Raw genomic sequence first — 24,658 nt, 5'->3', positions numbered from 1 at the left:
TACATCACACGGTGCGGTAGCATTCGCCATTAGTCTGCCCTCAGGTCATCGTGTTCAAACGTCGACGCGGATTTTTGAAGCACATACTGCTTATAGGGCTGGCTTAAGTAAAATATTATGCGCTAAGTCTGATATTACCTCTTCAGCGGTGATAGGCAATATTGTCGTCGAAGAGGGGTGGCACGCAATATTCCGAATATCCAATTTTGCCTTCAATATTTTTGCTGTTGTGTTACTAATTATTCCTGCACCTTTGGCGACTGCGATAACAATAGATTCCTTTGAATCTTCGAAGTCGGTGAATTTTACAATAGGCTTCTCATTCTTGTACTGTGAAGGAAGCCTACTATTGTAATCATCAAGGTGTTGATCAAAGATTTTTCTACATACATGGTGATAAGCTAGATTCCATGCCATTACTACGGCTGCTCTATACGCCCCGTTAATAAAACATACGTTCGCCTCATGTAGGAATGTTTGTTGTTGCGGATCGGTTAAACTCTCCTCTAATTTTTTTAGTTGCGACAAGATTTGCTTGGGAGGTGCGGTCGAAGGCAGGATAGCGACTACTCTCGCGCGAGTCGTATTGCTTAATCTGAATCCACTTGTATTTCCTAGAAGTCTTGCATTCTGCGCCATCGCAGTCATTTGAGAGCCAGTATTTGCTGGACGTTTTATGTGTAACGCATCGAAGCAATTATTGATCTCTGCTGCTTTAAATTTTTCACAATTTCGATGTGCATGTAAAAAGTAGCCGATGATCGAAATTTTTTCTGTTATGGCTAGGTCATTAAAGTTTTTGATCTGATTAGTAAAATCGCTTAGATCCATTACTCAGCCTTATTCATTGCGTCAACAATATTTTCGCCTAGATGACTAATGACGGCCGAATTCGGTGACGACCCGCTCATCATCCGCCCATCTCTACTGTTCTTTAGGTCGCGCATTGGCTGGCGTGCATCCTTCGGGGTGGGAAAGCCAACATGCCGGAACGCTGTATGGAAGTGGTCCGCAGTTAATTCCTCGATGCCACCGTAATGCTTATACCAATAGGCGACAACTAGATAATTTTGTATGGCGACTTTGCCTGGGTTCTTCTCTGCGTAAAATTCTTTAAGTGTTGGTGACGCGTCGGTAAACGAAACGTCATGCACTACTTTTAGTGCCGTGGGCTTCCGTGGAGTTGGCGGCGACCTTCTTTCAGGCGTTGCTACCGCCTTAGTCTCATCAAGAATGATGTCATCCTGGCCGTCATCGAGATCGTCCGGGCTATCCGCTGTCGCAGCATTGCTCATCCCTGAGGTGCTTGTTGATGCTATACGGCGTGAGACCTGGACAGTTTGGGTGCCCCGAGAAAAAGCAGCGGCAATCGTTTGCAAGCTTTCTTGTAGAGATTGATCGCTGCCGCTCATTTCGAAATCAATGATTCGTACTTTGACGGTTGACTGCTCACTTGGTGCGGTTTTTTTCGATGCCATAGTGGTTCCTTGACGATTGGGCAACAAATAATAGCACTGTTCCAATTCGTTGCGGAACTTCACTAATGATCGAGATACCAGCGTGTTTACTGCGAGTCCGTGGTGCTGGCAGTTAAGTCGCTGTTGAGTAAACCGGTGATAGGTGAGTTTGTAAAATTACCTGCATGTCAACATGGATGCTTAAGTGCAATTTCCACAGGGGGGGGAGATAAAGGCTACCCCGGGACCTGTATATCTCCATAGGTCTGACTCTCAAAATTTTTCGGCGTATGGAAACCCTGAATTTTTTTGCGCGTGCAATGGAGCGAATCGCTCTTCCGAGGGGACATACAACTTAGGACTGTTCGCTGACTCGGCACACGTCGTGAAGCCAATGGGTTAGACGGGTCCTGTCGTCCACATTCGCCGGGTCATCCGCCCGCAGCAGACCGCATTCGCCCAACCGGCTGCTGCCGTGCCCCCCGCGCAGCGGCTGTCAGTCGCCGAAATTGCGGATCGTGCGAAGAAGATCACGGATCAGTTTAAAACGCATATCCCCATCGAGATTGTCGACACGTTTGCGGACATCCCCGGTCACGCAAACAGTACCGACGTGGCCAGCCGCCCGACGACGAATGATCGCATCTACCTGATCCGGGAGAGCTTGCGGGCTAATAACGTTGAAATCACGCTCTTCCATGAAATGCTCCAATTTTAGCTCGGCAAGCTGCCGGGCATCTCGTTCTGCGTCGTTGAAACGCAGATGGATCTTCCACAGGACATCCTGGCTGACGCCACCCCGCAGAAAGTCAGGAAGCCGCGCGAGTCTATCAGGAGGGTGTTGTTATGTGGTTTTGTCGTCCCACCAGTTGGTTAAGGAAGTTGAGGAAACGGTTCTGCATTAGCTGCACGGGCACGCTGGAGTGGCTAAGTTGTAAGGGCACAGTATTACCAAGAACCTGGACGATCTTTATACGCTAGTTGGTGAGGCTAAAGCGTTGTTCGCTATCGCCAAGGCCAAAGACAACAACATGTTTGCGTACATCGACGCACTGGTGGTTCACACTCGCTTGAACGACAAGCAGCGTCGCCGCTACTTGGTCGAGGAGCTGCTGGACCACCTCGCGGAGAAAAGTCCTATGGTTAAAGCGTCACGTTGTCGAGCCGATGAGCGCGCTTCGTTACTGGCTGCGTGTCAGGGGCTTCTGCGCATGGCTCAGTACAACGACCAAGACCTTGCGTACATCGTTCCCCAGGTTCGTCGTGCGACGACCGTCAACGTCACGCCGTCGAAGACCGGTGAGAAGCGCGGCACGGCTGCATTCCGCCGCGAGCAGTCGGCGCGTATGGTCAACTTGCACCCGGCCATCAAGCCAAAGACCGGACTGCTGGACACGCCAATGCGACTGGAATTCCAGAAGGCCGGCGCGCTGACCGTGACGTTATTACTCTCCCTTGTAATGTTGTGCAATCAGCTCGTCCGCCAGCTTCTCGGCCCCCATGCGGGCGAGCTTCTGGAGCGACATCTGCGGGACGTTCTGCGTACACCACCGCATCTTGGCGTACAGCTCGGCCGACATCGGCAGGTTCAGCCCCTTGGAGCCGTGGCTCAGGTCTTCCCACGGCTTCGCTCTGGGTGCTGCGGCTTGCAGAGCGGGCGGAGGAAGACTTTCATTGGCGACGGCACGGCGCTCAGCACTAGCCCGCGTCGAGCTGCACGTTGGCGGCTCAAATGTTCGCCGGTCGGTGCCTATAGCTGATGCGTTGGAAGATGCCAGACCTGGTGCCAGTCGTCCCACCGAAATATCCGCAGGCTTTTCTGCAACTAGGAACAGATCCACTTGCTGATGCGTACTAGTGGACAGTGCGTGTGTCTCGACAGCCAGCTTCTGGCCAGGTGCCGTAGAGAAGGTGATTGTCACTTTTTCGTTGGACATAATCAGCCTAGTTGCACTGGAACTGAGGGAGCTGGGCGAATAATCGAGGCGTGTCGTTCTCATACGCAAAATGGATTCGTTTCAAGATGACTCCAAAAATAAATATTCTTTAATTCAATCATTAAGAGAGGCAATTGGGGAAGATTGCCCGTGGAATGGGTCTAATCTTACCCTGAAGATTGGCAGATGCCAATCAGTTCCCCCAACTCCAAAGATCCTGCGCTTGTATCGTTCGGCGTGGCTGTTCGCGTTGCGCGGATAGTGAAGGGTATCTCGCAAGAAGAGCTGGCCCATCAGTGCGGCGTGGATCGCTCCTACTTAGGCGCGATCGAGCGTGGCGAGCAGAATGCGGGCTTGCTTCATCTCGTCCGGATAGCCAAGGCTCTGGAGACTACAGTTGGCGACTTAATGACCAGGGCGGGGCTGTAGGGTAGATATTGCATTTTGGTATCCCTCAGATGGGATAAGATTGTGGCCGTCAGAATTACAACGCCACGAATCCCATGATTGAAGACATCAAGAAAACCCTCTGGGCCACAGCCGACAAGCTGCGCGCCAACATGGACGCCGCCGAGTACAAGCACATCGTGCTGGGCCTTATTTTCGTCAAGTACATATCCGATACCTTTCAGACACGCCGTGACGAGCTTACGGCTCGTTTTAGCGACCCCGCTGACGATTATTTCCTTCACGATGTCGACGCCGAGATGCTGGCCGATGAGCTTGAAGATCGCGACTACTACAAAGAGGTCAATGTCTTCTGGGTGCCCGAGCTGGCACGCTGGGAGGCACTGCGCGCTCAAGCCAAGCAGTCCGACATCGGCAAGCGCATCGACGATGCTCTCGCCCTGATCGAGGTCGAAAACTCGAAGCTGAAGGGGATTCTCGACAAGCGGTACGCCAGGGTGCAGCTCCCGGACGGCAAGCTTGGTGAGCTGGTCGATCTGGTTTCTACTATTGGCTTTGGCGTGTCGGGCGACACCGCCAAGAACCACGCGCGCGATCTGCTCGGGCAGGTCTACGAGTATTTCCTTGGCCAGTTCGCCAGCGCCGAAGGCAAGCGCGGTGGTCAGTTTTACACACCTGCGTCCATTGTCAAGACCTTGGTCGCGGTGCTTGCGCCACACCATGGCAAGGTGTACGACCCGTGCTGCGGTTCGGGCGGCATGTTCGTGCAATCCGAGAGGTTTATTGAAGCACACGGCGGCAAGGTCGGCGATGTATCGATCTATGGGCAGGAAGCCAACCCCACGACATGGCGACTTGCAGCAATGAACCTGGCCATTCGCGGCATTGACTTCAACCTTGGCAAGGAGCCTGCCGATACCTTTGTGCGCGACCAACATGCCGATCTGCGCGCCGACTTCGTACTGGCCAATCCACCGTTCAATATTTCCGACTGGTGGCATGGCAGCCTAGAGGGCGACCCGCGCTGGGTCTATGGCACGCCGCCGCAAGGCAATGCCAACTACGCCTGGCTCCAGCATATGCTGTATCACCTTAAATCCACGGGGCGCGCTGGCATCGTATTGGCCAATGGCTCAATGTCATCAAGCCAAAACAGCGAAGGCGACATTCGCCGCGCCATGGTCGATGCCGACAAGGTCGAGGTGATGATTGCGCTGCCGGGTCAGCTTTTCTTCAACACGCAGATCCCGGCCTGCCTGTGGTTCTTGGTTAAGGAAAAGCGCGCACGCCAGGGCGCGGTTTTGTTCATCGACGCGCGTAAGCTGGGCAGCATGATCAGCCGAGTGCAGTGCGAGTTCACCGAGGAAGTGATCGAAAAGATCGCCAGAACGGTAGCGGCATGGCGCGGCGATGCAGACTCGGGAGAGTATCAGGATGAGGCGGGTTTCTGCCGCACTGTCACGCTAGCTGAGATCGCCGAACATGGGCATGTGCTCACGCCGGGTCGCTACGTTGGCGCGGAAGTCTTGGAGGACGAGGACGAAGAGTTCGTTGGCAAAATGCAGAGGTTGACTGAGAAGCTGGGCGAGCAGATTGCCAAGGGCGCGGAGTTAGATCAACTGATACGCCAGAAGCTGGGAGGGCTGGGGTATGAGTTTTGAAGTTAGATGGCGGCGAATAGATGAAGTGATTGAGGACGTCATAGACCGAAGGGGTATTACGCCACTCAAGCTTGGAGGAGATTTTGTTGAAAGAGGCCACCGAGTTATTTCGGCCAAGCTTATAAAAAATGGACGGATCGTTTTAGATGCTGATGTGCCGCGCTTTGTGGACGCATCTGTATATAGTAAGTGGATGAAAACTCCATTGCGCGTAGGCGATGTCATCATGACTTCAGAGGCGCCGCTGGGCGAGCTTGCATATTTAGGGCGCGACAAAGATTGGTGTCTGGGCCAACGATTATTCGCGCTTCGTCCACGGCAGGGCGTCATCGATGGTCGATTTCTTTATTATGCTCTACAAACAAATCGAGTCCGGGACGATATTTTTGGAAGGGCAACAGGCACGACAGTGCAAGGAATCCGTCAAGCTGAACTTCGCAAAGTTAAAATCCCCGTTCCTTCGCTCTCGGATCAGATCCAGGCAAGTAGTATTCTCGGTGCACTCGATGATCGAATAACCATATTGCGCGAAGCGAATGCCACCTTAGAGGAAATTGCCCAAGCCCTGTTCAAATCGTGGTTCGTAGACTTCGATCCCGTGCGCGCCAAGCAGGGAGGGCGTGCGCCTGAGGGAATGGATAATGCTACGGCGGCGCTCTTCCCGGACGGTTTCGATGAGTCCAAGCTGGGGCCAGTGCCGTCGGGGTGGCGTTTGGCATCTATCGAAGAGGTGGTAGAGGGTGTATATGACGGCCCACATGCGACGCCGCCAGAGGCCGATACTGGGCCAATTTTTTTAGGTATCAAGAACTTGACTGGAAGTGGTATCGATCTTACTGCGGTTCGTCATATCCATGAAGACCAGTGGGTGCAGTGGACGCGCAGGGTTGTGCCCAGCCACGGCGACATTGTATTCAGTTACGAGGCCACATTGGGCTTCTTCGCACTGATACCGCCGGCAACACGTTGTTGTCTCGGTCGTAGACTGGCACTAATCCGGCCACGCGCAAGAAACGGGTACGGGCATTTTTGGTTTCATCAATTTGTTGCTGCGCCCTTCCAGAGGCTATTGGAAAAACATACGATCCAGGGCGCAACGGTAAATCGGATCGCATTAAAGCACTTCCCTAGCTACGCGGTGCTAAATCCGCCCGATTCTATTAAGCGTGCGTTCGAGACCGTTGTAGAGCCAATTTGGGCCAGGATTCATGAAAACCAGGCGCAGTGCAAATCCCTTGTCGGAATTCGCGACACGCTGCTCCCGCGCCTGATATCGGGCGAATTGCTTCTGCCGGAAGCCGCTGATCAAACAGCGCTTGCCGCCTGACACCAACTAGCGACACATGCGATTAAGCGGCTTACTCATGACCGAAGACCAACTCGAACAAGAAACTCTTGGCTGGCTGACTGACACAGGTTACAGCTATGTCTACGGACCTGAGATTGCGGTTGACGGTGATGCACCTGAGCGTAGCAACTACACCCAAGTGGTTCTAGTTGACCGCCTTCGTGAGGCCATGTCGCAGCTCAATCCGCTAGTCCCATGTGTCGCCCGCGAGGACGCGCTGCGACAGGTGCTGAACCTAGATACGCCGGTGCTGTTATCAGCGAACCGGCTGTTCCATCGCATGCTGGTCAACGGTGTGCCCGTCGAGTACCAGCGCGACGGCGAAACGCGGGGCGATTTCGTCCGCCTGATTGACTTTGCTAACGTGACGGGCAACGAGTGGCTGGCGGTGAATCAATTCTCAATTAAGGGGCCGAAGCATACCCGCCGCCCCGACATTCTCCTGTTCGTCAATGGGTTGCCGCTCGTGCTGCTGGAGCTGAAAAATCCTGCCGACGAGAACGCCGATATCTGGAAGGCCTACGACCAGATTGAGACCTACAAGGAGCAGATCCCGGACTTGTTCCAGTACAACGAGGTGCTTGTGATTGCGGACGGCACCGAGGCCCGCATGGGATCGTTGTCCAGCAATGCCGAGCGCTACATGGCGTGGCGCACGATCGACGGCGTCGCGCTCGATCCGCTGGGGCAGTTCAATGAACTGGAGACGCTGGTGCGCGGCGTGTTGGCGCCGGCTTACTTGCTGGACTTCCTGCGCTTCTTCGTTCTGTTCGAGGACGACGGCACGCTGATCAAGAAAATCGCGGGCTATCACCAGTTCCATGCCGTACGGGCCGCAATCATGCAGGTGGTCGCCGCATCGCGCCCTGAGGGCACCCAGAAGGGCGGCGTGGTATGGCATACGCAAGGCTCGGGCAAGAGCATCACCATGACCTGCTTTGCTGCCCGCGTGATGCGGGAGACCGCGATGGAGAATCCGACCATCGTCGTCATCACCGACCGCAACGACCTTGATGGCCAGTTGTTTGGGGTTTTCTCATTGTCGCAGGATCTGCTGCGCGAGCAGCCGGTGCAGGCTTTGACGAGGCAGGATCTGCGCGCAAAACTCGCCAACCGGCCGTCGGGTGGCATTGTCTTCGCCACCATCCAGAAGTTCATGCCCGGCGAAGATGAAGACACCTTTCCGCTGCTCTCGGATCGCGCCAACATCGTCGTTATCGCCGATGAGGCGCACAGGACGCAGTATGGCTTCGAGGCCAAGCTGAAGTCACGCAAGGTGAAGTCGCTCCCGTTGGGCACCGGGGCAGCTCCAGCATTGCTGCAAGAAGCGGCAGAGGCCCCGGCGCAGTACCAGGAACGGTATCAGGTCGGCTACGCGCAGAACCTGCGCGATGCGCTGCCGAATGCGACCTTCGTGGCGTTCACCGGCACGCCGGTATCGAGCGAGGACCGTGATACGCGGGCGGTCTTTGGCGATTACATCCACATCTATGACATGCAGCAGGCCCGCGACGATGGCGCGACGGTGGCGATCTATTACGAGTCGCGCTTGGCCAAGCTGGGACTGCGAGAAGGATCGCTCGATGGCATCGACGACGAGGTGGACGAGCTGGCAGAGGACGAGGAGGACGATCAGAAGGCGATTCTTAAGAGCCGCTGGGCCGCGTTGGAGAAGGTGGTCGGCGCCGAACCGCGCATCAAGCAAGTCGCCGCTGATCTAGTCCAGCATTTTGAGGATCGTGACAAGGCGCAATCCGGCAAGGCCATGGTAGTAGCGATGAGCCGGGAGATCTGCGCGCACCTGCATAACGCCATCATTGCCTTGCGCCCCGACTGGCATGACGACGATCCCGAGAAGGGTGTAATCAAAGTGGTGATGACCGGCTCGGCCAGCGATAAGCCGCTGCTACGGCCCCACATCTACTCGAAGCAGGTCAAGAAGCGCATGGAGAAACGGTTCAAAGATCCGGACGACCCGATGCGATTGGTGATCGTCAGGGATATGTGGTTGACCGGCTTCGATGCGCCATGCGTGCATACCATGTACGTAGACAAGCCGATGAAGAGCCACAACCTGATGCAGGCGATTGCGCGCGTGAACCGCGTTTTCCGCGACAAGCAGGGGGGGCTAGTCGTTGATTACATCGGCATCGCCAGCGACCTGAAACAGGCGCTCAAGGAGTACACAGCCAGCAAGGGCCGTGGCCGCCCCACAGTCGACGCGTACGAGGCTTACGCCGTGCTGGAAGAGAAGCTGGATGTGTTGCGTGCCATGCTCCATAAAATCGACTACAGCGACTTTTTGACGGGCGGGCATGGCATGCTGGCCAAGGCAGCAAATCATGTGCTTGGCCTGAAAGACGGCAAGAAACGATTTGCTGATACCGCGCTTGCCATGTCGAAGGCGTTCACCCTGTGCTGCACACTCGACGAGGCGAAAACGGTGCGTGACGAGGTCGCGTTTTTCCAGGCCGTCAAGGTACTGCTGACCAAGAGGGACATCAGCAGCAAGAAGCGCACGGACGAGGAGCGGGATCTGGCCGTCAGACAAATCATCGGCTCGGCTTTGGTGTCGAATGAGGTCGTGGACATCTTCAATGCGGCGGGCCTCGAAAAGCCGAACATCGGCATACTCGATGACGACTTCCTCAACGAGGTGCGCAACCTGCCGGAGCGGAATCTGGCGGTGGAGCTGCTGGAGCGCCTGCTTGAAGGCGAAATCAAGGCCCGGTTCGCTACCAACGTCGTGCAAAACAACAAATTCAGCGAGATGTTGACCAATGTGATCAAGCGGTACCAGAATCGGTCGATCGAAACCGCTCAGGTCATGGAAGAGTTGATCGCGATGGCCAAGAAGTTCAAGGAAGAGGCAGAGCGCGGAGCCAGCGCCGGCTTGAACTCGGACGAGATCGCCTTCTACGATGCTCTTGCAGACAATGAAGAATCGGTGCGCGAGCTGGGGGACGAAACGCTGAAGAAGATCGCCCACGAGCTGGCCGAAAGCCTGCGCAGGAACGTCAGCGTTGACTGGGCGGTGCGAGACAGCGTGCGGGCTAAGCTGAGGCTGCTGGTAAAGCGAATCCTGCGCAAGTACAAATATCCGCCCGTGAAAGAGGAAGCTGCCGTTGCCTTGGTTATGCAACAGGCTGAGACCCTAAGCGCTGAATGGGCCTAAATGCTCAAAAGTTGCTCTTTCACTGACCATGATTTAATCAATTCGTGATGGCAAAGGCAGCACGTGTCGATCATCTTCATCGCTCTCCGGCAGTGGCAACAACTTTTAATCCCCCTGAAATGGGCGCAAACTCGATTCCTGCTTGTTCCAGCATCCACCCTTCAATCTTGACGTGCCACATGCGCAGCAGGTCGAGCGGGCGGCGGATATAGTTTTGTTCCCTTACACCCTGCGGCTTGTGGCCTTGAATTTGTGCAGCGATGCCTGCCGGTGTCTCAGTCCATTCACACAAGCTTGCGAAAGACCGGCGCAAGCCGTGCAAAGACAGGTTGAGCGCTGCAATCGCACAGGCCTTTTTATGTGGCGGTGTCGGATCAGCAAGGCGGCCGTCGGCAGCGGTCATACTGGAGAATACCCATTCATTACGGCGGGGAAGGGCTGCAATCATGTATTCCATATAGGGGGGGAGGGGGATAACGCGTAGTCCATCCACCTTGTCGCGTATGGTAATACTCTTCCACAGAAAATCAACGTCCGTCCACTTCAGGCGGCCTAGTTCCTCCCGACGCGCTCCCGACAGCAGTAGGCATTGTAAATACGCCGACGTGACGGGGTTGCCAATCTGACGAACAGCGGCGAACCATGCCGGCAATTGTTCACGCTGTAGCACGTCATTTTTCGCGGTCGGCTTACCTAGGCTCTCGCGCACCTTCTTGCTTTGCGCTGGATTAGCCTCGATGATATCTCCATACACTGGATGCTCGGTGCACCAGTTCAGGCAGGCTTTCAGCATGCGCCATGCTAGGCGGGCGCTCGTTGGGCGGGTCACTGCTTCGGTCCTAGCCCATGCTTCGATGCGATGGGCAGTCAGGTCTACCAAGCGTACTCCGGCGAGCGAGGCAAGTGGTGCAGGTTCTGTCACCTTCTTATTGCTGCGGAGCCTTGGCTCACCACCCGGCTTAATCATCCTCAAATGATCTGCGGCGTGACGTTCGCCCCACTGCGGCGCTCGGTCAGCAATATATAGCGGCCACACGTCCCCCAGCGTCATTGAGTTACGCACGGCGGCAGCGGCAGTCGCAGCCACGGCAGCCGCTTTGGCCATCCGCTCTGCTTGGTCTGCGGCTATCCCATCAGCTTTCACTTGGCGCGGGTCTTGGCCATTGTCAATAATCACCTTCAAACGGCGAGCCTCAGCGCGCGCAGCAGGTATCGCCCACGCCTCCGGGTCTCCAATCTTAAGGCGTACTACTTGTCCACGTATCTTAGCTTGGAAGATGTAAGACTTGCCGCCGCTTGGCGTAGCCCGAAGGCCCAGCCCAGGCGCCTCAGCGTCCCATAAAAATGAGAGGCGTTCGCCCTCAAACATTGGGAAGTCTGCAACCCTACCCGCCGTGAACTTTACTTTTGCCATCGTCTCGCCCATGTCATCGGTCTGGTACCCCGCTAGTACCCTTTAGTACCCGGTCAGTACCCCGATCTGGAGTATATCAATCTGCCTGGATCAACACAACATGAGCGGTAGGCGACTGTCAACCCATTGATATTTAAGAGAATATGGATTTTTAGGACTGCCGATCAACAGTAATAGACGCCTTTTCTTGCCGACTCATAATCCGTTGGTGCCGTGTTCGACTCACGGGAGGCCTACCAATAAAATCAAAAGGTTAGCTGATTAGCCAACCTTTTTCTTTTGTTCTCGCGTTGGCAAATCAAACCATGTTTCGGCAAACAGGGGCTTCGCCACGGCCATTGGAGGCGCAGGACATGCGCCGGGCAATCTGCTTGGAGAGCCAGTCAGCAGCCGCGCAAAGCCATGCATAATGACGGATTGGGCCCACGGCCAACTACTTCCGACAAGATTCGCATGGTCATCCATACCGCCGCAGACATACAGCGTACGCACAACGATATCGACATCGGCGTACGCCTGGTCGACGCTTTGAGGCGCCACGCAGGCGCCGCCAAAGGCACGCCCGTCACTTACAAGGACTTGCTCAGGCTGGCACGTCTTCTGTACCCCAAAGACCTGGTTCTCGACCGCGCAGTCGCTGTGGGGATCGGCGCAAAACTCCGGTTTGTCGAGGCATTCTGCGCGGCCCATGGCGTTCCCAACCTCGCGGCCCTTGCGGTCGGGCCGGCGACCATGCAGCCACCTTCCCAGTACCAGGGCGACTGGGATGCTGATCGGCGCGCCGTTGCAGCATTCGATTGGTCTGCCATCGACGCGCAGCTTAGCGACTATGCCAAGACCGCCCGCGCCGCCGTGTCGGCACGCCTGAAGCCGCGCAAGGAACGACCTGCCGACGTTGCGTGGTACGCCTACTTTTGCTCGCACCGCAAGGAATGCGCCTGGATCGGGCAGGAAGACAAGCAGGAAATCGTCAACCTGATCATGGCCGGTATCGATCCGGATACTGCGATGAAACGGGTGCAGGTTGCCAGAATCGAATTTGGCGAGGTCGCGTAATACGGCGTCGCTTGGCAGACTGGTGCATTGCGGCTGGTTCGCAACGACGGGGAAGGACGGCGCAAGGTGCCCATTGCTGTTCACGCCCTTGTACCGTGTTCGTGCTCCACGGCTGTGCTGCCTCGTGCGTCATGACATTCGCTGCTTGCATCGGCCGTACCGATAGCCGGCATCCCGGCAGCATCGGCGATGCGGTTGAGGGAGGCCGGGCGGTCGAGCGTGACGCAATCGAGAAAGCGGTGGCGCCAGCGGAAGGCGGTGTTGCGATGCACGCCGACCTGGTCTGCGGCAGTGCGCAGGGGAAGCGTGTCGAACATTGCCTGTGAATAGGCAAGCCACTTGCTGCGTAGCCGGAGCCGTGCCAGCGGTGTGCCGGTCAGGTCATTGAACGTGCGCCCGCAGGCGCAGCAGCGAAAGCGCTGCAGATCGTTGACGAAGCCGTGCCGGTGGCAGCGTTCGTCACCACAGGCGGGACAGCGGCGGCCAGGCGCCCTGATCTGCGCGATGAGCGCGACTACCTGATCGAGGCCGGAGGCGGGATGCAGGGCATCGCGTAGTTGCCGGTGCTGCTGATGGTCCGGCGATGGCAACGTGGCGAACCAGCTTTTGAAACGAGGGGCAATCATGGTCGACTCCCGATGCGTGCGATCAGGGTTGGACCATGCGACTTCTTTTCAGTTCAACGCGGTTCTCTGTCGGATGTCGACGGCGCTGCCTTGACGGCGGCTGGCGTTTGCTCCCCGCGTACCAGGGCGCCGCTGCGCTCCAGCACATAATGATCGAGGTCGCGCGCGAGAATCAGGTTGTCACTGTAGTGCGCACGCGCCTCATTCTCGAGCAGCGACATCGGCAGTGCGCCATGGTCCTGGTAGCGCGGACTGAAATGCGTCAGCACCAGGTTGCGCACGCCGGCTGATTCGGCAAAGCGCGCCACCCGCATTGCCGAACTGTGCTGCGGGCCCGGCCCGATCTTTTGCAGCACGTCCTCGGTGTAGGTCGCCTCGTGCACCAGCACGTCCGCGCCATGCGCCGCAGTGGCCAGCAACTCTGGCCGATCGTTGTCGCCGGCGACGACGATACGTCGCGCCCTGCGTGGCGGCAGCAGGTAGTCAGCCGCCTTGATGAAGCGCCCATCGGCCAGCGTCACATCGCGCCCTTGCTGGATATCGCCCCACAACGGCGACGCCGGCACGGCATCCGCACGCAATTTCTCCGTATCCAGGTGGCGCGCCATTGCCGCCTCCGTGAATCCATAGGCCCAGCACGGAAGGCCGTGTGACAACGCCGTTGCATCCACCGCCAGCTCGGGCATGAGCGGCGCGCCAGCCAGGTCGCCAGCCAGGTCGTTCGGCGTCAGCCAAACGAGCGGGTATGGCAGACTCAGCTGGCTCGCCACCATGATGGCGTCGATCATGCCGCGCAGCGGCGGCGGGCCGACGACCGTCAAGGCGTCGCTGCGGCCCGCCATTGCGGCGCTGGCGAGCAGCCCCGGCAGGCCGTAGCAATGGTCGCCGTGCAGGTGCGTGATGAACACGGCGCGCAGGCTCATGACTGACAGCGGTGTGCGCAGGATGCGGTGCTGCGTACCTTCGGCGCAGTCGATCAGCACCCATTGCCTGGCGCCACGCAGGCGCAGCGCGAGGCCCGACATATTGCGTTGCCGGGTCGGCGTGCCGGCTGACGTCCCCAGGACAATGATTTCCATATGCGGTTTTCGTGAAGTGACGTTGCCATTATCCGTCACGTCAACGCAAACGGGCACCAGCTCATTCGCGCGTGCCCGCAGGCACTGACGGTGCCGCGGCAGGGATCATCGGCGCCGCAAACGGCGTCACGCCAAACAGCAGCGAGCGATGCGCGCCGACGCCCGCCATGGCGCCATCGGCCACCGAGAGCGCCACCGAGCTGGCGGCGCGCATCGCGTCGCCAGCGGCGAACACGGCCGGCACCGTGGTCTGCCGGCCGTCGTCCGTGCGGATGAACGGTCCCAGCGGTCCTTGATCGAATTGGCAACCGAGTTGTTCCGCAATCGGGCTGGCCATGTGCACGCGCCCGTAGGTGAACAGCCCGGTCATGATTTCCTGACGCCCGTCTTCCAGCACGACGGTGGCGACATTCACCAGGCGGCGTACCGGCGTCTCGTCGACTTCCACCCCGCGCGCCTGCAGATCGGCCCGTTGCGCGTCGTCGAGCGGGCACACGCCGTTGGTGAAGAACGTTACCTGGCCCCAGTGCGGCAGCATCTGCGCCTGGTGCACCGACAGCGGGCCGCTGGCCAGCACGCCGATGCGGCCTTCGTTCAGTTCGTAGCCATGACAGTACGGGCAGTGGAACACGCTCTTGCCCCAGCGCTCGGCCAGGCCGTCGATGGGCGGCAGGTCGTCGCGCACGCCCGTGGCCAGCACGAGGCGCGCGCCGCGCACGGTGCCGGCGCCGTCAAGCTCGACGACGAAAGCATCACCATCGCGGCGTGCCGAGGTTGCCGTACCATCGTGCCAGGCCACGTTGGGATAGGCGGCGACGTTGGCGCGGCCCTCTGCGGCGATGTCGGCGGCCAGCTGGCCGTCGCGCGTCAGGAAACCATGCGAGTCGGCGGCGAAGCGGTTGCGGCGCTGGCCCGCGTCGACCACCAGGATGCGGCGCCGTGCGCGCGCCAGTTGCAGCGCGGCCGACAGGCCTGCGTAGCTGCCGCCGATGACGATGGCGTCGTAGTCATTGTCAGAAACAGATTCAAGCGTCGGTTCAGTCGTGCTCATGCTCTGGCCTCGTGTGAAGGTGATTGTCGTAGCGTCCGTTGAAGTCGCGCGACAGGTCGGCCAGGCTCACCTGGCCGAGGCGCTCGACCAGCAGCGCCTCGGCGTCGGCAAAGGCGCTTTCGAGCGAGGCATTGACCACGCGCTCGACCAGGCACTCGCTGTGCTCGTTGCGGTTGCCCATCGCGAACACGGTGGGCGCGCCGACCGCGTCGTAGATATCGCGCAGCGTGACCTCGGCCAGATCGCACGTCACGGTCCAGCCGCCGCCATGGCCGCGTTCGGAGCTGATGTAGCCGCGTTCGCGCAGGCCGGCCAGCACGCGCCGCACGAGCACGGGGTTGGTGCCGAGCATGCCGGCCATCTGCTCCGAGGTCATCGGGCGATCGCTGTGGGCCAGGTGCAGCAGCACGTGGAGGACGGAGGAAAGTTTGCTGTCGCGTTTCATGTAACTAATGATAGTACAAAAACGCGCGGCGGGCGACGACGCAATAAAGAAACAGGGATTTACGGCAGATCGGTACGCGAAACGATGCGGTCGGCAGGCTCTGCGGCTGTGGGCGGCAGCTTCAGTGTCGGCAGATACCACCACATGTAGGTACTCACGCAGGCGCCGATCACACCCATCATGATCAGGATCGCGATGCTGTCGAAGTGCCGCGACGACCATGCCATCGACCCCCACAGCATGATGGTCGCCACGATCTTGCCCTTGAGCGGGATGCCGTGGCCAGCCTCGAAATTGGCGATGTATTTGCCGAACACCCGATGCCCGATCAGCCAGCGATGCAGGCGTACCGAGCCACGCGCGAAGCAGGCCGAGGCAAGCAGCAGGAAGGGCGTGGTCGGCAGCAGCGGTAGGAAGATGCCGAGGATGCCCAGCAGCACAGCCAGTACGCCGAGCGCGTTGTAGAAAAATTTCATGGCGTTACTCTAGCACCCTCGTATCGAACTTGTCGAAATGGCTATTCAATGTGCATTATCTGCAACCTGCAGGCATGATGCGTGGCTGAATCGCATATCATTACGCAACTTTAAATTCCCTAATGAAACTTAATTCGCGTAACTCAGTATAATGGCGAGCTCAACGACGGGCGCGTTTATTGGGCAGTCTCAGGAATTGTTTTTACGCCCGGCTACCCATTCCAGTTGCTGTCCGCCTGTTGCCTGGCTCGATCCGGCCACCTGCCATGTCTCACCCCATTTCGTGCAATCGTTTCGTTGCCATGTTCGGCAGCTACGTCAAGCGCCGCATACTGCGCCAGCTGCTGCTGTATCTCACCCTGATGCTGCTGGTCGTGTGGGGACTGGTCGCGGTCGAGCAGGTGCGCTTTGCCGGGCTGGCCGAAGCGGGCGGCAAGAGCAATGTGCAGAACCTGTCGCGCGCTTTCTCCGAAGAGGTCAGGGCAACGGTGGGACTGGTCGACCTGTCGCTGGTTCAGCTGCGCGGCTCGTGGCAGCGCGCCCCGGCCGATTTCGCCCAGGGCGTGGCCGAGCACGCGCGCCACCTGCGCATGCCGATCCATTTCACCGTCACCGATGCCGGTGGCCGTCTGCTATATTCGAATGATGACGTGCAGCTGCAGCTGCGGCTGCGGGCGCTGGGAGCGTTGCCCGAGTTTGCCATCCACCGCACGCAAGACGGCGACCGGTTGTATGTCGGCCGTCCCGAGAAACATGGCGTCAGCGGGCAATGGTCGATCCAGTTTACGCGCCCGATCCGCGATGCCGGCGGGCGCCTGACGGGCGTGATCGCGGCCTCGATTCCGCCATCGTATTTCCTGCGCTTTTATAACAGCATCGATCTGGGCCCGGATGCCGCTGTCAGCCTGATGCGCCTGGACGGCACCATCATCGCGCGCAGCTCGCGCCCGGACGGCGAACGCTACATGGGCGTCAACATGGGGCAGGCGCCGCATATTCGCGCCAGAGGTGACAGCGGCATGTTCCGCAAGGTCAGCATACTCGATGGTGTCGACCGGTTCTTTGCCTGGCACAAGCTGTCGGACTACGGCCTGGTGGTCACGGTCGGCCAGGCCGTGCACGATGCCGAAATGCGCTTTACCCGGCAAAGCACGATGATGCGCAATGTGGGCGTGATCGTCTCGCTGGTGTTGGGCGTGCTGGGATGGGCGGCGATTGGCGCTGTCGACCGACAGCGGCGCGCGCTCAAGGCGCTGGCAGCGGCCGAGGCGCGCTGGAAGCTGGCGCTCAATGCCGCCGGTGACGGCGTCTGGGATTGCGATGTCACGCAAGGCACGGCGCTGCTCTCGCCAAGTGCACAGCGCATCCTCGACAGCGAACACGCGACCGTGTCCTGGTTCGGCAGCAATGGGCTGGCCGAGCTGGTGCACCCGGACGAGTTCGAGGCCGTGCGCACGACCTTGCGCGACCATATCGACGGCGTCACGCCCGACTATGCCATGGTGCACCGGATCCGCATGCGTGACGGAGGCTGGCGCTGGATCGAGGCGCGCGGGACTGTCACCGAACGGGGCGAGCAGGGCGAGCCGCTGCGCATGGTGGGAACGTTCTCGAATATCGACGCGCGCAAGCAGGAAGAAGAGCGCATGCGGCGCATGGCGCATGAAGACGCACTGACGAAGCTGCCCAACCGTGTGCTGCTCGACGACCGCATGCGCCAGGCGATCCTTGTCGCGGCGCGCGACGGCCACAAGGTGGGCCTGATCTATTTTGACCTCGACAAGTTCAAACCGGTTAACGACACGTACGGCCACGCGGTGGGCGACCGCCTGCTGCGCATGGTGGCCGGGCGCGTGCGCGAGGTGCTACGCGAATCGGACACGCTGGCGCGGGTGGGCGGCGACGAATTCGCCGTGCTGCTGCCACGCTGCGTGCAGGCGCAGGACACCGAGCGCGTGGCCGGTGCCATCCTGGCCTGCCTGGAGCAACCGTTCATCGACGGCGTGCGTGAACTGAATATCTCGGGCAGCCTCGGTTACGCCTTGTATCCCGATTGCGGCGACGATGGCGAAGCGCTGCTGCACTGCGCCGACCTGGCCATGTACGACGCCAAGGCGCACGGGCGCAACCGGATCTCGGGCAGCTACCGTACCCGGGTCGGCTGACGGCGGCGCGCCGGCGTTACAGCAGCGCCCCCGCGTCCGGCGTGGCCAGCGCCGGCAGCACATGCGCCGTATGGCGCGGCAGGTAGATGGTGACCCTGGTGCCGGCGCCCGGCTTGCTTGCCAGCCGGATCTGTCCGCCGCTCTGGCGCACGAAGCCGTGCGCCATCGACAGTCCCAGTCCCGTGCCTTTGCCTTCCGGCTTGGTGGTGAAGAACGGTTCGAACGCGTGCTCCATCACTTCCGGCGGCATGCCATGGCCAGTGTCGGCCACCGTGATCATCACGTAGTCGCCCGGCGCCAGCTCGGCATCGAGCTGGCCGGCTGCGGTGCTGATCGTCACGTTCGCCAGCTGCAGTGCGATGTGGCCACCGCCTTCCATCGCATCGCGCGCATTGATGATCAGGTTGAGCAGCACGTGCTCGAGCTGGTTCGGATCGACCAGCGTCGGCCACAGATCGGGCGCGCTGCTGCGCTCGAGCTTGACCGCGTCGCTGGCGGCGCGCTGCAGCAGGCTGTCGCTGCGATCGAGCAGCTCGGCCACGTTGACCACGCTCGGGTGCAGCGGCTGGCGCCGCGCGAACGCGAGCAGCTGGCCGGCCAGCTTCGAGCCACGTTCGACCGCATCGAGCACGTTGTGCAGGCGCTTGCGCGTGGGCGGGCCATCGGCGCGCAGCATCAGCTGCACGTTGGCGCTGATGATGTGCAGGATGTTGTTGAAGTCGTGCGCCACGCCACCGGTCAGCTTGCCGACCGCTTCGAGCTTCTGCGCCCGGTGCATCGCCAGGCGCGCTTCCACCAGGCGCGCCTGGCGCTGCAATTCGCGTTCTTCGGCTGCGCGCCGCGACGTGATGTCGCGCACGAACACGGTGGCGCCGGCGCCGTCCGCTGGCGGCAGCAGCGCCACCGCCAGTTCGACCGGCACGCGCCGCCCGCTCGTGTGCAGCACCTCGGTCTCGGTCGGCTGGCCGGGCAGCGGGCCCACGCCACTGCGGGCAAAGACGTCGAACGCGTTGCGGAACGCCGCATGCTGCTCTGCGGGCAGCAACTCCTCGGCCGGGCGACCGATGGCGTCTTCGGCTTCCATGCCGAAGATCTGCGAAGCCTGCGCGTTCCAGTCGGTCACGCGGCCCTGGCGGTCGAGCGCGACGAAGCCGTCGTAGGCAGTTTCCAGGATCACCCGGGTACGGCGGCCGTCGGCGGCGATCCGGTCGTGCGACTCGCGCAGTTCGAGCGTCATCGCGTGCGCCAGTTCCAGCGCGCGCCGGCGCGAACTGGCCAGCAGCCACACGACCAGGCTGGCCAGTACGCCGAGCACGACACCGGCGATGCCGATCATGCGCGGTCGAGCGGTGTCGAGCGTAGCTTCCAGTGCGCTGCCTGAACCCATCCGTACGGTCCAGACGCGGCCGGCAATCATCATCCGGGTCGTCGTGGAAAAGCGCGGCGCTGTACGCGTGTCTGTGCCGGTGGACTGGTACAGCAGCGTGGCCGGTGTGCGGGCGTCGCCATCGTGGATCGTGACGTCGAGTTCCAGCGCGCCGATGCCGCCCACGCGGCGCATCAGCTCGTCCATGCGAAACGGCGCGTAGATCCAGCCGGTCAGCGCGGCCCGGCGCTGCGCGGCATCGTCGGTCAGGCGGCCGGTGCGATACACCGGCAGATACATCAGCACGCCCGATTCGGGGCTGCCGTTCGCTTCCTGGACCAGCACCACCTTGCCGCTCAGGGTCGCCTGACCGCTGTCGCGCGATGTCAGCAGGGCTGCACGGCGCACCGGTTCGGTGGCCATGTCGAAGCCGAATGCGCGCAGGTTGCGCGCATTGAAGGGCTCGATGTGCGAGATCACCGCGAGCATCGTCCCGGCCGCCGGGTCGGGCGGTGTCGGCTCTACGCGGTAATCGGGAAAACCATCGGCGCGCACCTGCGCCTCGTGCGCCGCCACATCGTCGGGCGCGAGCCGGGTAGCGATGCCGAGCGCGCCGATGCCGGGGAAATTCTGGACCAGGTCCAGGCTCCGGTAATACTCGCCGAACACGGAGCGCGGCAGGTCGACCGAACCGCGCAGGAAGCCGCGCGCGCTCTGCAGTGCCTGCTCGTAGACGAGCATGCGCCGGCTGATGTTGTAGGTCATCGCTCGGGTGCGATAATCGAAGGCTTCGCGCAGCTGCGCCTCGGCATTGCGCTGCGCGCTCGACCAGGCCACCCAGGTCACCAGCAGCGTGATCACGAACACCAGCAGCGCCATCAACATTGGCGCGTGGCCGGCGGTGGACGGCGGCGATGAGGCAGGGGGGCGGGTGGTGGTCTGCTGCATGTCCTTGTCTGGTGCAGCCGTGGTTGCGCAGTAGATGGGAGCCGTAAGGACTCCACAGGATACGCGCCATCACATTCGCAGGGCGCACGCCACTTTGCTGATTTGTTAATGAACCACGCCTGCCTGGGCCCATTGCTTGTTAATTTATTTCATGAAACATTCTAGCGTGAATCTCCTTTTTTGTAAGTACGAGGGTGCAAGATGAGGCAATTCCTGCTCCGCCATCTGCCGTTGACGATGCTGGCTGCCGCGCTCGGTTTGAGCGTGTTGTGGAGCATCCTGGCGCCAATCAAGGGCGGCAGCCATCAATTGCTGCTGGCGTTTCCACCCGGCGTGACGGTCAGCGGCATGGCCGTGCCGGACGAAATCCGCCTCACGCGGGGCGTGCAGGATGTGCTGCTTTTACGCAACAGCGATCGGGTGCCAATCGTGTTCGGCCCGCTCAAGCTGGCACCGGGGCGCGACGTGCGCCTGCCATTCGGCGAAGAAGGGGTGTTCGAGTATGTGTGCCCGCCGGTACTGGGCAAGGTGGTGCGCGTGCGCGTGGTGGCCGCGCCCGGCCCCGGCTGGGGACGCCTGGTCTGGCGCCTCGGCAGCCTGCGCCAGTGGGTGCGCTACCTGCCGCTGCGCTCGCCAGCCGACTGATGTGGATGCGGTGACGGCTGCGCAGCCTGGTGATTCGCAGCCGCCGGGGGCGCGGCAATCGTGTCCCGCGTTGGCGACGATTCTGTCATCATGAACCCATGTCGACGATTTCCATGCCACTGTTCCCGCTCAGTACGGTGCTGTTTCCGGATGGGGTGTTGCCGCTGCAGGTGTTCGAGGTGCGCTATCTCGACATGATCAGTCGCTGCATCCTCGATGGCACACCGTTCGGTGTCGTCCTGCTCACGAGCGGCCACGAGGTGCGCACGCCTGCCGGGCAAGAACGCTTCGTGGCAGCCGGCACCATCGCCTCGGTCACCGAAACGACCGCCGAAACACCGGGCCTGCTGCAAGTGCTGTGCCGTGGCGGGGCGCGCTTTAATGTCGTCACCGCCGAACAGCGCGTCAATGGCCTGTGGGTGGCTGAAGCCGAGCTGGCCGAAGACGACCAGATCGTGCGTATCCCATCCGAGCTGCAGGGCGCCGCCGATGCGCTCGACCGGGTGCTCAATTCGTTGCACGAAATACCACAGCACCGCTGGCCGGTGCAGCCACCGTTCCGGCTCGACGACTGTGGCTGGGTTGCCAATCGCTGGTGCGAGCTGTTGCCATTGCCCAACCAGCAAAAGCACAATATGCTGATGCTTGATAATCCCGTGATCCGGCTCGAACTGCTGCACGATGTCCTCGACGAACATGGGTTGATCACTTCCTAGCCGCTCATCGGGGTCCAGCCAGCATGACATTCTCGGACGACTTGCTCATTGCCTACATCAACGGCGACCTCGCCGAGCCGGCGCGTGCTGCGGTCGAGCGGGCTACGCGGGCCGATCCGGTCCTGGCGGCGCGCGTGGCCCAGCACCGGGCCGAACTGCGCAGCAGCCACGGGCGCAGCGTCGGGGTATCGGCCAATGGCCACGATGGCGGCCCCGGCCCGCAGCGCGCAGCGCCTTCCGGGGCCAAGGTGGTGCACCTGAACAGCCTGCGCCCCGGGCGCCCCATGCCCATGCCGCTGCCGCAGCCCGCCCCGAGCCGCGTCGTCGGCTTGCACTGGGTAACCCTTGCTGCGGCGCTGCTGGGCAGCGCAGTGCTGGGCGCGGTCGGCTGGCATCACCTGGGGCAAAGCCCCGGTCTGGCCGTGCTCGACCATGACAACGGTGTGCTGGTCGCGCGCGGCGCGCTGGTGACGGCCCTTGACGATCAACTGGCCACGCCGGGCCCGTCCGACAGCGGCGTGCGCATCGGCGTCACGTTCGTGGCCAAGGATGGCGGCTATTGCCGCAGCTTCGTGGTCGATACGACGGCGGGCCTGGCCTGCCTGCGCCGTGGGCGCTGGACGATTCCGGTGCTGTCCCAGGGTACGGCCGGCGCCGCCTGGCTCGACGGCTCGATCCCGCCGCCTGCCGTGCGCGCCGCCATCGAGGCACGTATCGCTGGCAGCGCGCTCGCCCCGGCTGCCGAACGCGCTGCCCAGCAACGCGGCTGGGTCCGGTGAGGCGGGCGTCGTCTGCGGGCGCCGCAGTGTTCCTTCTGGTAAACTGCTTAAAAAAGTGGCGGGCATATACATGGGTGCCGATTTCGGGTATCTTGTCACCCGCTAAAAGTGTCTCTACGTCCGCTTTCTCCGGCCCGCTTGCAGGCCAATCTTCCGGTCCCGCCGCCTTGCGCCGGCGTCCGGTTTCCGTTGTCACCCCTCGCTGCGTGCTGCCGATCGCGATGGGTCAACATGCCCGATCGTAGAGCTGAACGAATGACTTCCCGAAAAAACTATGTCTGATACCCCGAACAATACCGAAGTCGCTGTCACGCCAGACGTGGATGTGCTGGTCGCTGCCGACGCCGTCCCGGTCGTGCGCTTTGCCGATTTCGGCCTGGCGCCGGAAATCCTGCGCGCCCTCACAGACCAGGGCTATGTGAACCCGACGCCGATCCAGGCCGAGGCCATTCCTGTCGTGCTGCAGGGCCGCGACGTCATGGGTGCCGCCCAGACCGGCACCGGCAAGACGGCCGGCTTCTCGCTGCCGATCATCCAGCTGCTGATGCAGCATGCCAACCCGAGCATGTCGCCGGCGCGCCACCCGGTGCGCGCGCTGATCCTCGTGCCGACCCGCGAACTGGCGGTGCAGGTGGCCGAGAACGTCAAAGCCTACGCCAAGCACACGCCGCTGCGCGCCACCGTCGTGTTCGGCGGCATGGACATGAAGCCGCAGACCGAGATCCTGCGCGGCGGCGTCGAGATCGTCATCGCCACGCCGGGCCGCCTGCTGGACCATATCGAGCAGAAGAACGTCAGCCTCGGCCAGGTGCAGATGCTGGTGATGGACGAAGCCGACCGCATGCTCGACATGGGTTTCCTGCCCGACCTGCAGCGCATCATCAACCTGCTGCCAAAGCAGCGCCAGAACCTGATGTTCTCGGCCACGTTCTCGCCCGAGATCAAAAAGCTGGCCAACACCTTCCTGAACAATCCGTTGACCATCGAAGTCGCGCGCAGCAATGCCACTGCCGACAAGGTTACGCAGATCGTCTACAAGGTCGAAGAAGGACAAAAGAGCGACGTCGTCGAGCACCTGATCCGCTCGCGCAACCTCAAGCAGGTGATCATCTTCTCGAACACCAAGATCGGCGCCTCGCGCCTGTCGACGCACCTCGAAAAACGCGGCATCAAGGCCTCGGCGATTCACGGCGACAAGACGCAGCAGGAGCGCATGGCGGCCCTGGACGCGTTCAAGGATGGCGGTGTCGAAGTGCTGGTGGCGACCGACGTTGCCGCCCGCGGCCTGGACATCACCGACCTGCCGGCCGTGATCAACTACGATCTGCCGTACAACGCTGAAGACTATGTGCACCGGATCGGCCGCACGGGCCGCGCCGGCGCCTCGGGCGACGCGCTGTCGGTGTATTCCGAAAAAGACGAGCGCCTGTTGCTTGACATCGAAAAGCTGATCAAGCAGACGATCACGCGCGGCACGCTCGACGGCTTCGTGGCGCCGGCCAGCCGTGGGCGGGATGCCGCTGGCGGTCGCGAATTTGGCCGTGAATCGGGCCGCGAATCGGCCCGTGAATCTGGCCGTCCACCGCGCGATGCCAGCCGCGAATTCGTGCGCGATGGCAGCCGCGATGCGGCAGCGCCACGCGATCCTGAACGCGCCCCGCGCCGCGATGCCGAAGCCGCTCGTGGCATGCCGCGCACGCCGCGCACCGGGCCAGGTCCGGGTTCGCGTCGCGAGCGCGTCGACCCGTGGTTCCTCAAGCCTTACGAGCCGACCAGCAGCCCGCGCAAGGACCTCGATCCGGTCAACGCACCGGCCAAGCCGGGCAAGCAGAAGCTGGCGTTTCTGCTCGGCGGCGGGCCGAAGTAAGCACTTGGGTGAACTGTTGAACGCTGTGCCGGCATGGTT

At 60.9% G+C, this 24,658-nt stretch carries 21 protein-coding genes; 11 read left to right on the top strand and 10 right to left on the bottom strand.

The window, feature by feature from the left end:
• Nucleotides 1–90 precede the first annotated feature (90 nt).
• From RCH14_RS18830 to RCH14_RS18820, 3 genes are all read right to left on the bottom strand, one after another.
• On the bottom strand, nt 91–831 hold the full coding sequence (locus RCH14_RS18830) for a hypothetical protein (protein WP_343027635.1): 741 nt from the start codon (nt 829–831) through the stop codon (nt 91–93).
• A complete protein-coding gene (locus tag RCH14_RS18825; RefSeq protein WP_343027634.1) occupies nt 831–1,478 on the bottom strand; it encodes a hypothetical protein in 648 nt (215 codons plus the stop codon). The genes RCH14_RS18830 and RCH14_RS18825 overlap by 1 nt, the downstream gene beginning before the upstream one ends.
• A 475-nt stretch (nt 1,479–1,953) precedes the next feature.
• A complete protein-coding gene (locus RCH14_RS18820; protein ID WP_343027633.1) occupies nt 1,954–2,157 on the bottom strand; it encodes a hypothetical protein in 204 nt (67 codons plus the stop codon).
• 298 nt (nt 2,158–2,455) lie between these two features.
• Here RCH14_RS18820 and RCH14_RS18815 point away from each other — a divergent pair, with 298 nt between their 5' ends.
• From RCH14_RS18815 to RCH14_RS18795, 5 genes are all read left to right on the top strand, one after another.
• Nucleotides 2,456–3,217 (top strand): hypothetical protein, encoded by a 762-nt coding sequence (locus tag RCH14_RS18815; RefSeq protein ID WP_343027632.1) that lies wholly within the window; start codon nt 2,456–2,458, stop codon nt 3,215–3,217.
• A 363-nt stretch (nt 3,218–3,580) separates the two neighbouring features.
• The gene (locus tag RCH14_RS18810; RefSeq protein ID WP_343027631.1) at nt 3,581–3,823 is read left to right on the top strand and encodes a helix-turn-helix transcriptional regulator; all 243 of its coding nucleotides are present in this window, start codon (nt 3,581–3,583) and stop codon (nt 3,821–3,823) included.
• Nucleotides 3,824–3,897: 74 nt separating this feature from the next.
• The gene (locus RCH14_RS18805; RefSeq protein ID WP_343027630.1) at nt 3,898–5,463 is read left to right on the top strand and encodes a class I SAM-dependent DNA methyltransferase; all 1,566 of its coding nucleotides are present in this window, start codon (nt 3,898–3,900) and stop codon (nt 5,461–5,463) included.
• Entirely contained in the window at nt 5,453–6,790 is a 1,338-nt protein-coding gene (locus tag RCH14_RS18800) for a restriction endonuclease subunit S (protein ID WP_343027629.1), read from the top strand. The genes RCH14_RS18805 and RCH14_RS18800 overlap by 11 nt, the downstream gene beginning before the upstream one ends.
• Nucleotides 6,791–6,806: 16 nt before the next feature.
• Nucleotides 6,807–9,986, top strand: coding sequence for a type I restriction endonuclease subunit R (locus RCH14_RS18795; protein WP_407070092.1), 3,180 nt, complete (start codon nt 6,807–6,809; stop codon nt 9,984–9,986).
• Nucleotides 9,987–10,062: 76 nt separating this feature from the next.
• Here the strand turns inward: RCH14_RS18795 and RCH14_RS18790 are convergent, their stop codons facing one another.
• Nucleotides 10,063–11,412 (bottom strand): integrase family protein, encoded by a 1,350-nt coding sequence (locus tag RCH14_RS18790; protein ID WP_343027627.1) that lies wholly within the window; start codon nt 11,410–11,412, stop codon nt 10,063–10,065.
• A 441-nt stretch (nt 11,413–11,853) separates the two neighbouring features.
• On the opposite strand from RCH14_RS18790, the gene RCH14_RS18785 reads away from it, so the two are divergent.
• Nucleotides 11,854–12,456, top strand: a complete 603-nt coding sequence (locus tag RCH14_RS18785; protein WP_343027626.1) for a hypothetical protein — start codon at nt 11,854–11,856, stop codon at nt 12,454–12,456.
• Nucleotides 12,457–12,536: 80 nt separating this feature from the next.
• Here the strand turns inward: RCH14_RS18785 and RCH14_RS18780 are convergent, their stop codons facing one another.
• The 5 genes from RCH14_RS18780 to RCH14_RS18760 all read right to left on the bottom strand — a co-directional run bounded on the left by RCH14_RS18780 (nt 12,537) and on the right by RCH14_RS18760 (nt 16,133).
• A complete protein-coding gene (locus tag RCH14_RS18780) occupies nt 12,537–13,082 on the bottom strand; it encodes a hypothetical protein (RefSeq protein ID WP_407070091.1) in 546 nt (181 codons plus the stop codon).
• Nucleotides 13,083–13,135: 53 nt separating this feature from the next.
• On the bottom strand, nt 13,136–14,161 hold the full coding sequence (locus RCH14_RS18775; protein WP_343027625.1) for an MBL fold metallo-hydrolase: 1,026 nt from the start codon (nt 14,159–14,161) through the stop codon (nt 13,136–13,138).
• A gap of 61 nt (nt 14,162–14,222) precedes the next feature.
• Nucleotides 14,223–15,212 carry an NAD(P)/FAD-dependent oxidoreductase gene (locus tag RCH14_RS18770; RefSeq protein WP_343027624.1) on the bottom strand — a complete coding sequence of 330 codons (990 nt, stop codon included), beginning with the start codon at nt 15,210–15,212 and terminating at the stop codon, nt 14,223–14,225.
• Nucleotides 15,199–15,657 (bottom strand): Rrf2 family transcriptional regulator, encoded by a 459-nt coding sequence (locus RCH14_RS18765; RefSeq protein ID WP_343027623.1) that lies wholly within the window; start codon nt 15,655–15,657, stop codon nt 15,199–15,201. The genes RCH14_RS18770 and RCH14_RS18765 overlap by 14 nt, the downstream gene beginning before the upstream one ends.
• Before the next feature lie 59 nt (nt 15,658–15,716).
• The gene (locus RCH14_RS18760; protein ID WP_343027622.1) at nt 15,717–16,133 is read right to left on the bottom strand and encodes a YbaN family protein; all 417 of its coding nucleotides are present in this window, start codon (nt 16,131–16,133) and stop codon (nt 15,717–15,719) included.
• 266 nt (nt 16,134–16,399) lie between these two features.
• Here RCH14_RS18760 and RCH14_RS18755 point away from each other — a divergent pair, with 266 nt between their 5' ends.
• On the top strand, nt 16,400–18,298 hold the full coding sequence (locus tag RCH14_RS18755) for a diguanylate cyclase domain-containing protein (RefSeq protein WP_343027621.1): 1,899 nt from the start codon (nt 16,400–16,402) through the stop codon (nt 18,296–18,298).
• 16 nt (nt 18,299–18,314) lie between these two features.
• Here the strand turns inward: RCH14_RS18755 and RCH14_RS18750 are convergent, their stop codons facing one another.
• Nucleotides 18,315–20,612 (bottom strand): CHASE domain-containing protein, encoded by a 2,298-nt coding sequence (locus RCH14_RS18750; protein WP_343027620.1) that lies wholly within the window; start codon nt 20,610–20,612, stop codon nt 18,315–18,317.
• A gap of 201 nt (nt 20,613–20,813) precedes the next feature.
• Here RCH14_RS18750 and RCH14_RS18745 point away from each other — a divergent pair, with 201 nt between their 5' ends.
• The 4 genes from RCH14_RS18745 (at nt 20,814) to RCH14_RS18730 (ending at nt 24,619) form a co-directional block, all read left to right on the top strand.
• Nucleotides 20,814–21,257, top strand: coding sequence for a hypothetical protein (locus RCH14_RS18745; protein ID WP_343027619.1), 444 nt, complete (start codon nt 20,814–20,816; stop codon nt 21,255–21,257).
• Nucleotides 21,258–21,355: 98 nt separating this feature from the next.
• On the top strand, nt 21,356–21,973 hold the full coding sequence (locus RCH14_RS18740; RefSeq protein WP_343027618.1) for an LON peptidase substrate-binding domain-containing protein: 618 nt from the start codon (nt 21,356–21,358) through the stop codon (nt 21,971–21,973).
• A 23-nt stretch (nt 21,974–21,996) separates the two neighbouring features.
• Nucleotides 21,997–22,752 (top strand): hypothetical protein, encoded by a 756-nt coding sequence (locus RCH14_RS18735; RefSeq protein ID WP_343027617.1) that lies wholly within the window; start codon nt 21,997–21,999, stop codon nt 22,750–22,752.
• A gap of 274 nt (nt 22,753–23,026) precedes the next feature.
• On the top strand, nt 23,027–24,619 hold the full coding sequence (locus RCH14_RS18730) for a DEAD/DEAH box helicase (protein ID WP_343027616.1): 1,593 nt from the start codon (nt 23,027–23,029) through the stop codon (nt 24,617–24,619).
• Nucleotides 24,620–24,658 lie beyond the last annotated feature (39 nt).

The sequence above is a fragment of the Massilia sp. MP_M2 genome (assembly GCF_039123635.1).
Lineage (GTDB): Bacteria > Pseudomonadota > Gammaproteobacteria > Burkholderiales > Burkholderiaceae_D > Telluria.
The sequence above is the reverse complement of the archived record's forward strand: the minus strand, read 5'-3'. Positions and strand labels throughout refer to the sequence as shown.